General features: G+C 63.4%; 6 protein-coding genes and 1 pseudogene. 1 reads left to right on the top strand and 6 read right to left on the bottom strand.

Translation table 11 applies throughout. The features are described from left to right. The 6 genes and pseudogenes from ACFDR9_RS25700 to queA all read right to left on the bottom strand — a co-directional run. A pseudogene (locus tag ACFDR9_RS25700) lies at nucleotides 1-432 on the bottom strand (group II intron reverse transcriptase/maturase); the annotation flags it as partial. 613 nt (nucleotides 433-1,045) lie between these two features. Continuing rightward, a complete protein-coding gene (gene secF, locus ACFDR9_RS25695) occupies nucleotides 1,046-2,068 on the bottom strand; it encodes a protein translocase subunit SecF (RefSeq protein WP_017879618.1) in 1,023 nt (340 codons plus the stop codon). A gap of 66 nt (nucleotides 2,069-2,134) precedes the next feature. After that, on the bottom strand, nucleotides 2,135-4,000 hold the full coding sequence (gene secD, locus ACFDR9_RS25690; RefSeq protein WP_017879619.1) for a protein translocase subunit SecD: 1,866 nt from the start codon (nucleotides 3,998-4,000) through the stop codon (nucleotides 2,135-2,137). A gap of 71 nt (nucleotides 4,001-4,071) precedes the next feature. Further along, entirely contained in the window at nucleotides 4,072-4,401 is a 330-nt protein-coding gene (gene yajC, locus ACFDR9_RS25685; protein ID WP_026133578.1) for a preprotein translocase subunit YajC, read from the bottom strand. Nucleotides 4,402-4,530: 129 nt separating this feature from the next. Continuing rightward, the gene (gene tgt / locus ACFDR9_RS25680) at nucleotides 4,531-5,670 is read right to left on the bottom strand and encodes a tRNA guanosine(34) transglycosylase Tgt (RefSeq protein ID WP_017879621.1); all 1,140 of its coding nucleotides are present in this window, start codon (nucleotides 5,668-5,670) and stop codon (nucleotides 4,531-4,533) included. A 17-nt stretch (nucleotides 5,671-5,687) separates the two neighbouring features. Further along, nucleotides 5,688-6,728: a tRNA preQ1(34) S-adenosylmethionine ribosyltransferase-isomerase QueA gene (gene queA / locus ACFDR9_RS25675; RefSeq protein WP_017879622.1), complete on the bottom strand. Its 1,041-nt coding sequence runs from the start codon at nucleotides 6,726-6,728 to the stop codon at nucleotides 5,688-5,690. Between the two features lie 152 nt (nucleotides 6,729-6,880). Between queA and recG the strand changes: the two genes are divergently transcribed. Further along, the gene (recG, locus tag ACFDR9_RS25670) at nucleotides 6,881-8,947 is read left to right on the top strand and encodes an ATP-dependent DNA helicase RecG (protein ID WP_409032802.1); all 2,067 of its coding nucleotides are present in this window, start codon (nucleotides 6,881-6,883) and stop codon (nucleotides 8,945-8,947) included. The last annotated feature ends 136 nt before the right edge of the window (nucleotides 8,948-9,083 follow it).

The raw sequence follows: 9,083 nt of genomic DNA, 5'->3' as shown, positions 1-9,083 counted from the left end.
ATCGAGCAGCGGTTGCAGCACTTGCAGAACAGCCTGTTGAATCAGCCGGTCGACTACGGTGGGTATCCCCAACTCCCGTTCGCTGCCGTCTGGCTAGGGAATGCCGACGCGACGTACCGGACTGGGCCGGTACGTGCCTGCCATCAATTCTCTCCTGATGTTCGGCAATGCGCTCACCAAATAGCGGCCAGTCGTGGAGATGTCCATGTCATCGACGCCTGCTGCACCCTTGTTCGCCTTCACGCGTTTCCACGCACGTTGCATGTTCTCTCTCGCCAGCACCTGCGCAAGCAGGCCCAGCCCTGCGCTCACCGTGCCATGCCGCGTGGGACCAGCTTCATCGCTGCGTGCTTGGACGACGGCTTCACCGCCACCTGCCACACACCGCTCCGCTGACGCGGACATCTGATGCAAGGCTTTTCTCATCGACATGGTGGTTTAACGCTCCTTCTCGTTTGGCTCTTCGCCCCGTTCTTGGCAGCTACTAAGGCCTCTGCTGACTTCTCGCTCCGGCTTCCACCGTCGCCCTTTCAGGCATGAAGCGAGATCTCCCCAGGTAAGAACGCACTCCTTCACTGCACAACCGCCGGATTTACGCCGCTTCGCCTTGACCACAAGAACTTCGCGGTTTCTTGCCCGCTCGTCCTGCTCGGCAGCGCCTTCTATCCGATTCTTGTACATCGGCTCGCAGTTTCGATCCACGCTTCCTCCCCACGGTCGGTCGCCCTTCCGCAGTTGCGCTTCACTTCGCTCGCTGTGGTCAGCTCGCGACGGGACTTGCACCCGCAAGAATGCGCCCATGCTGGGCGCACAAAAAAAGCCCGCTGGAGAGCGGGCCAAGTCCAAAACTAGGGATGTCCTGAAAGAGACAGCTCCACTATAACTGCAGCGCCACCCGCGTACTGTACGTTCGCCCACATAAGTACCTATATTTTCAAATAAGTATGCCAACAAACTATCGCCGGGCCGATTCCAGCGAATATTCTGAGCAAGGCACAAAAAAAGGACAGCTCGCGCTGTCCCTTTTTGTTGAAACCAGCTTGCCTTACACCACGGCGCCGTCGGTCTCGTCTTTTTCCTTGATCGGCTTGATCAAATCTTCGCGCTTGACGCCCAACCACATCGCCACTGCCGCGGCGACGAACACCGACGAGTAGATACCGAAGCAGATACCGATGGTCAGCGCGATGGCGAAGTAGTGCAGGGTCGGGCCGCCCAGGAACAGCATCGACAGCACCATCATCTGGGTGCAACCGTGGGTGATGATGGTGCGCGAAATCGTGCTGGTGATGGCGTTGTCGATCACTTCCTGCACCGACGATTTGCGCTGCTTGCGGAAGTTTTCGCGGATACGGTCGAAAATAACCACCGACTCGTTGACCGAGTAACCCAGCACCGCCAGCACCGCCGCCAGCACCGTCAGCGAGAATTCCCACTGGAAGAAGGCGAAGAAGCCGAGAATGATGACGACGTCATGCAAGTTGGCGACGATCGCCGCGACCGCGAATTTCCACTCGAAGCGGATGGCCAGGTAGATCATCACGCCGATGATCACCATCACCAGCGCGTTCAAGCCGTTTTGCGCCAACTCCTCGCCCACCTGCGGACCGACGAACTCGACCTTCTGCAACGCCAGCGATTCGGCGCCGGAGGCGTCGGCGCAGCCGGTCTTGACGATATGCTCGCCCTTCTCGGTGACGCTTTCCATTTTCTTGGCGGAACCCTGCTCGGCCTTGCACAGCGCGTCGAACACCATCTGCGAGCTGTTCTCGCCGCTGATCGTCTTGATCACCGGCAGGCGGATCATGACGTCGCGCGCGGTGTCGAAGCTGGTCACGCCCGGTTCGGTGTAACCCATGCCTTCCAGCGTGTGGCGGATCGACTCCAGGTTGGCCGCTTTCGGGTATTTCACCTCCATCACGGTGCCGCCCTTGAACTCGACCGACAGGTGCAAGCCCTTGTGCAGCAGGAAAAACACGGCGGCCACGAAGGTCAGCGCCGAGATCACGTTGAAAATCAACGCGTGGCGCATGAAGGGAATGTCTTTTTTGATCCGGAAAAATTCCATGAAATCCTCTGAGTTCTGATTGCGCACCCGGCGCCGCGCGCCGGGTACTGGCTGAATACTGGCTGCTTACTTGGACAGGCCCGGGATCCACACCGTGCCGATGGCGACCGAGGTCAGCTTTTTCTTGCGGCCGTACCAGAGGTTGACGACGCCGCGCGAGACGAACACGGCCGAGAACATCGACGTCATGATGCCCAGGCAATGCACGACCGCGAAGCCGCGCACCGCGCCCGAACCGAACAGCAGCAGCGCCAGGCCGACGATCAGCGTGGTCACGTTGGAGTCGAGGATGGTGGCCCAGGCGCGGTCGAAACCGGCCGAGATGGCCGCCTGCGGCGAGGCGCCGCCGCGCAGCTCTTCACGGATGCGCTCGTTGATCAGCACGTTGGCGTCGATCGCCATACCCAGCGCCAGCGCGATCGCGGCGATACCCGGCAAGGTCAGCGTCGCTTGCAGCATCGACAGCAGCGCGATCAGGAACAACAGGTTGCAGGCCAGCGCCAGCACGCTGAAGAAACCGAACATCATGTAATAGAGGATCATGAAGACGGCGATCGCGGCGAAACCGTACACCGTCGAATACAGGCCCTTCTTGATGTTTTCGGCGCCCAGTTGCGGCCCGATGGTGCGTTCCTCGACCACCGTCATCGGCGCGTACAGCGCGCCCGAGCGCAGCAGCAGCGCCAGTTCGGTCGAATTTTCGGCCGCGCCCATGCCGGTGATCTGGAAGCGCGAACCGAGTTCGCTCTGGATGGTCGCCACCGACAGCACTTCGGGTTTGCCCTTTTCGAACAGCACGATGGCCATTTTCTTGCCGACGCGCTCGCGCGTGGCTTCGCGCATCTTGCGCCCGCCGTCGCCGTTCAGGTCGATCGACACGGCCGGCTGCTGGTTCTGGTCGAACGTCGCGTCGGCGCTGGAAATATAGTCGCCGGTCAGCACCACGTCTTTCGACAGCACGACGGGCACGCCCTTGCCGACGGTGAACAGTTCCGAGTTGAACGGAATGGCCGCGCTCAGCTCGGAACCCGGGGTGACGCTTTCGTCGACCATGCGCACTTCCAGCGTGGCGGTGCGGCCGATGATGGCCTTGGCGCGCGCCACGTCTTGCACGCCGGGCAACTGGACGACGATGCGGTCCGGGCCCTGCTGCTGGATGATAGGCTCGGCCACGCCCAGCTCGTTGACGCGCTTGGACAGCGTGGCGATGTTTTGTTTGACGCCGTCGTCGATGGTTTGCTTGAGCGCGGTCGGCTTCAGCGTCACGCTCAGCTTCAGGTCGGCGCCGTCGGCGCTGTCGGCGAAGGCCAGGTCGGCCATCTGGCCGGCCAGCACGTCTTTCGCCTTGTTGCGGGTGTCGGCGTCGCGGAATTTGATCTCGATGACGTCGCCGACGCGCTCGATACCGGCGTGGCGCACGTTCTTGTCACGCAGGGCGCTGCGCGCCGCCGCCTGGATGCCCTGGACGCGCTTGCTCAACGCCGCCTTGGTGTCGACCTGCATCAGGAAATGCACGCCGCCGCGCAAATCCAGGCCGAGGTACATCGGCAAGGCATGCAGCTTTTGCATCCACTTCGGCGTATTCGGTTGCAGATTGACGGTGACGAGGTAGGTCGGGTCGCTGGCGTCCGGGTTCAAACCCTTTTCCAGCAGCAGTTTCGCCTTGAATTGGGTGTCGGGGTCGGCAAAGCGGATGCGCACCGAGGCGCGCGTGCCGGCGTTGTCGAAGCTGACGCCTTCCGATGCAACATTTTCTTGCTTTAACACCGCTTCGACCCGGGCCGTCAGCTCGCTCGCCACCTTGACGGTCGATTTGCCGCTCGTCACTTGCAGCGCGGGCGACTCGCCGAAATAGTTCGGCGCCGTATACAGGGCGCCCAGCAACACGGCGACGGCGATAAGGATGTATTTCCAGACAGGGTAGCGATTCATATTTGGTTCAGCGTTCAGTGTTGTGCGTCGGAGGCGTCACATCGGGCCGCTTGTGGCGGCCCGAAACGGTATTACAGCGCCTTCAGGGTGCCTTTAGGCAGCAGCATCGTGATGGAACTCTTTTGCACGACGATTTCGGTGCCCGTCGCCACTTCGACCGTGACATAGCCGTCGGTGACCTTGGCGACCTTGCCCAGCACGCCGCCGGCGGTGACCACTTCGTCGCCCTTGGCCAGCGCGTCCATCATCGCCTTTTGCTCTTTCGCGCGTTTTTGCTGGGGACGGATCATCAGGAAGTACATGACCACGAACATCAGCACCAGCGGCAGGAAGCTCGTCATATTGCTGCTCAGGCCGAGACCGTCGAGGGGGGATTGTGCGTAAGCGTTGGAAATGAACACAGGAACTCCGATTCTAGTCAGTTTGAAAAATTAGCGCTGTATTCTAGCACTGGCCGCAGCGCGCGGACGCTCCCGCCTATGTGGCGGGTATAAATCTTTTTACAAGACCCGGCGCGAATTAAGCCCGTCTTAAGCCCCGCGCGCCCGCTCGGCGTGGAATTGCAGCGTGAAGGCGTGGAAACGCTCTTCGTCGAGCGCCTCGCGCATCTGCCGCATCAGGTCCAGATAGTAATGGAGATTGTGGATGGTGTTCAAGCGCGCGCCGAGGATTTCCTTGGAGCGGTGCAGATGGTGCAGGTAGGCGCGCGAAAAGTTGCGGCAGGCGTAGCACGAGCAGGTTTCGTCGAGCGGCGCCTTGTCTTCCTTGTAGCGGGCGTTCTTGATCTTGATGTCGCCGAAGCGGGTGAACAGCCAGCCGTTGCGGGCGTTGCGGGTCGGCATGACGCAGTCGAACATGTCGATGCCATTGGAGACGCCGGCGACCAGGTCTTCCGGCGTGCCCACGCCCATCAGATAGTGCGGCTTGTTGGCCGGCAGGCGCGGCCCGATGTGGGCCAGCATGCGCATCATGTCTTCCTTCGGCTCGCCGACCGACAGGCCGCCGATGGCGATGCCGGGGAAGTTGACCTCCTCCAGCCCGGCCAGCGACTCGTCGCGCAGATGCTCGAACATGCCGCCCTGGACGATGCCGAACAGCGCGTTCGGGTTCTCGCCGCGGACGAACTCGTCCTTCGAGCGCTGCGCCCAGCGCAGCGACATGCGCATCGACGTCGCCGCCTCCTCGATGGTGGCGGGGCGGCCCTGGATTTCATACGGGGTGCACTCGTCGAACTGCATGACGATGTCGGAATTCAAGCCGCGCTGGATCTGCATCGACACTTCCGGCGACAGGAATAGCTTGTCGCCGTTGATCGGCGACGAGAAATGCACGCCCTCTTCGGTAATCTTGCGCATCGCGCCCAGCGAAAACACCTGGAAACCGCCGGAATCGGTCAGGATCGGCTTGTTCCAACCCATAAAGTCGTGCAGGCCGCCGAATTTTTCCATGACGGTGTTGCCCGGGCGCAGCCACAGGTGGAAGGTGTTGCCCAGGATAATCTGGGCGTCGATTTCCTTCAACTCCAGCGGCGACATCGCCTTGACCGAGCCGTAGGTTCCGACCGGCATGAAAATCGGCGTCTGCACCACGCCATGGTTCAAGGTCAGCGTGCCGCGGCGCGCGTTGGTCAGGCCGCTCGTGTCGGTCTTGAGTAACTTAAAATCCAGCATTCTTAATCTTTCGTAAATTATTCCGGGGTGCGCGGCGCGCGCGACTGCGTCGTCAACAACATGGCGTCGCCGTAGCTGAAGAAGCGGTAGTTCTGCGCGATGGCGTGGGCGTAGGCGGCGCGGATCTGCGCGTAGCCGGCGAAGGCCGACACCAGCATCAGCAGGGTCGACTTGGGCAAGTGGAAATTCGTAATCAGCCGCGTCACCGTCTTGAACTGGTAGCCGGGCGTGATGAACAGGGCCGTGTCGGCGCTGCCGGCGACCAATGTGCCGCTTTGCGAGGCCGACTCCAGCGCGCGCAGGCTGGTGGTGCCGACCGCCACCACGTCGCGCCCGGCGGCCTGGGCCGCGCGTACCGCGTCCACGGTTTCCTGCGCCAGCGTATACCACTCGGTGTGCATCTTGTGTTCGGCCAGCACCTCGGCGCGCACCGGCTGGAAGGTGCCGGCGCCGACGTGCAGCGTAACGTAGGCGAACTGCACGCCCTTGGCCTTCAGTTGGTCCAGCAGGGCCTGGTCGAAATGCAAGCCGGCGGTGGGCGCGGCGACCGCGCCCGGCACCCTGTTGAACACGGTCTGGTAGCGCGTTTCGTCGAACTCGTCGGCGGCGTGCTCGATATACGGCGGCAGCGGCAGGCGGCCGTGCGCCTCGATCAGCTCGAACACGTCGGCGTCGAAATGCAGCGTGAAGAACTCGCCGGCGCGTGCGCCGACGGTGACGTCGAAGGCGTCGGCCAGGCGCATCTTGCAGCCCGGCGGCGGCGACTTCGAGGCGCGCACCTGGGCCAGCACGGTGCGGCTGTCGAGCACGCGCTCGACCAGCGCCTCGATCTTGCCGCCGCTTTCCTTGACGCCGAAGAAGCGCGCCTTCAGCACGCGGGTGTCGTTCATGACCAGCAGGTCGCCGGCCTGTAATTGCGCGACGATGTCGGCGAAGCCGCGGTCGACCAGGGCGTCGCCGTCCAGGTGCAGCAGGCGCGAGGCGCTGCGCTGCGCCAGCGGCAGTTGCGCGATATTTTCTGGGGGTAAATCAAAATCGAAATCGGAGAGCGAATACATGCGTTTGCTTCAAGAATTATTAGGAATGCACGAACGGCGGGCAGGCACTATACTGTGCGCCTATACAGGTCGTACAATACCAGCCCGCCCCGGCGCGTTGCTGCGCGTGGGCCAACCCTCTATTTTACGCTAGCCGCCCCTATTCTTCCGATATGTCCGCTCCGAAGCCAAAAACCGCCAAGAAAATAGTCAGCAACGAGAGCAAGCTGGCCAAGCTGGGCCTGCGCACCGACATGGACCTGGTGCTGCACCTGCCCATGCGCTACGAGGACGAGACCAAGGTGGTGTCGATCCGCGAAGCCTGCCTGCACGGCGGCGTGTCCTCGCAGGTCGAGGGCGTGGTGACTAAATGCGAGGTCGGCTACAAGCCGCGTCGGCAATTGCTGGTCACCATCGCCGACGACAGCGGCAACCTCCTGCTGCGCTTCATGAACTTCTACGGCAGCCAGGTCAAGCAACTGGCCGAGGGCACGCGGATTCGCGCGCGCGGCGAACTCAAGCACGCCTTCTTCGGCGCCGAAATGGTCCACCCCGGCTACAAGGTGGTCAACGAGGGCGCGCCGCTGCCAACCGTGCTGACGCCGGTCTACCCGTCCGGCGAGGGCCTGTCCCAGCCGATCCTGCGGCGCGCCATCAACGACGCCATGACGCGCATCGACTGGCACGACACGCTGCCGCCGGCGCTGGTCGAGGACATGCGCCTGAGCGACTTCGAGCCGGCCGTGCGCCTGCTGCACTACCCGCCGCAGGAAGTCGACGAGAGCGCGCTGAGCGACCGCTCGCACCCGGCCTGGGTGCGTATGAAATTCGACGAACTGCTGGCGCAGCAGCTGTCGCTGAAGCGCGCGCAGCGGGCGCGCCGCTCCAAGGGCGCGGCCGCGCTGCCGCGGGTGGGCGCGCTGTCGGCCGCCTTCCTGGCCGGGCTGCCGTTCAAACTGACCGGGGCGCAGGCGCGCGTGCTGGAGGAAATCCGCGCCGACCTGCGCCACCCCTACCCGATGCAGCGGCTGCTGCAGGGCGACGTCGGCAGCGGCAAGACCGTGGTGGCGGCGCTGGCGGCGGCGCAAGCCATCGACAGCGGCTACCAGGCGGCGCTGATGGCGCCCACCGAGATCCTGGCCGACCAGCACTTCCGCAAGATCGCCGCGTGGATGGAGCCGCTCGGCGTGACCGTGGCCTGGCTCACCGGCAGCCTGAAGAAAAAAGACAAGCTGGCGGCGCAGGCGCTGATCGAATCGGGCCAGGCGCAACTGGTCATCGGCACCCACGCGCTGATCCAGGACGCGGTACAGTTTTCCAGGCTGGGCCTGGTGATCGTCGACGAGCAGCACCGCTTCGGCGTCGGCCAGCGCCTGACCCTGCGCAACAAGGGCGACGCCGACGCCGTGCCGCACCAGCTGATGATGTCCGCCACGCCGATCCCGCGCACGCTGGCGATGACCTACTACGCCGACCTGGAAGTGTCGGTGATCGACGAACTGCCGCCGGGACGCAGCCCGATCGTCACGCGCTCGATCGACCAGAACCGGCGCGACGAAGTCATCGAACGGGTCTACGCCGCCGCGCTGGAAGGCCGGCAAGTGTACTGGGTCTGTCCGCTGATCGAAGAGTCGGAGGCGCTGCAACTGCAAACGGCCACCGACACCCACGCCATGCTGGCAGAGGCGCTGCCGGACCTGCAAGTGGGGCTGGTGCATGGGCGCATGAAAACGGCGGAGAAGCAGGAAGTGATGGACGGCTTCAGCGCCGGCCAGATACACGTGCTGGTGGCCACCACCGTCATCGAAGTGGGCGTCGACGTGCCGAACGCCTCGCTGATGGTGATCGAGCACGCCGAGCGTTTCGGCCTGTCGCAACTGCACCAGCTGCGCGGCCGGGTCGGGCGCGGCTCGGCGGCCAGCGCCTGCCTGCTGCTGTACCAGGGCCCGCTGGGCGGCGTGGCGCGGCAACGCCTGATGACGATGCGCGAAACCACCGACGGTTTCGAAATCGCGCGCAAGGATTTGGAGATCCGCGGACCGGGGGAATTCCTCGGCGCGCGCCAGTCGGGCCAGGCCATGCTGCGCTTCGCCGATCTGGAAACCGACCAGTGGCTGGTCGACCAGGCCCGGGACGTCGCGCACGACCTGCTGCACGCCAACGGCGCCGACAGCGCGGCCACGGTCGAAGCGCACCTGGCGCGCTGGCTCGGCGGCCGCGAAGAATTCCTGAAGGTGTAGACCGGCTAACAGCAAAAACCCGGCTCCGCATGAGACCGCAACCGTAGATACTATGAATGAAGGCGGGTCGGCAAAAGACGCAAATTAATCCTAAAGTGAAGGTTCGAAGAATCAACTTAGGAGAAAATCATGCAAC

This window comes from Janthinobacterium sp. CG_23.3 (genome assembly GCF_046115965.1).
Taxonomy (GTDB): domain Bacteria; phylum Pseudomonadota; class Gammaproteobacteria; order Burkholderiales; family Burkholderiaceae_D; genus Janthinobacterium.
Note: the sequence above shows the minus strand (reverse complement) of the source record. Positions and strands in the feature narration are given on the sequence as shown.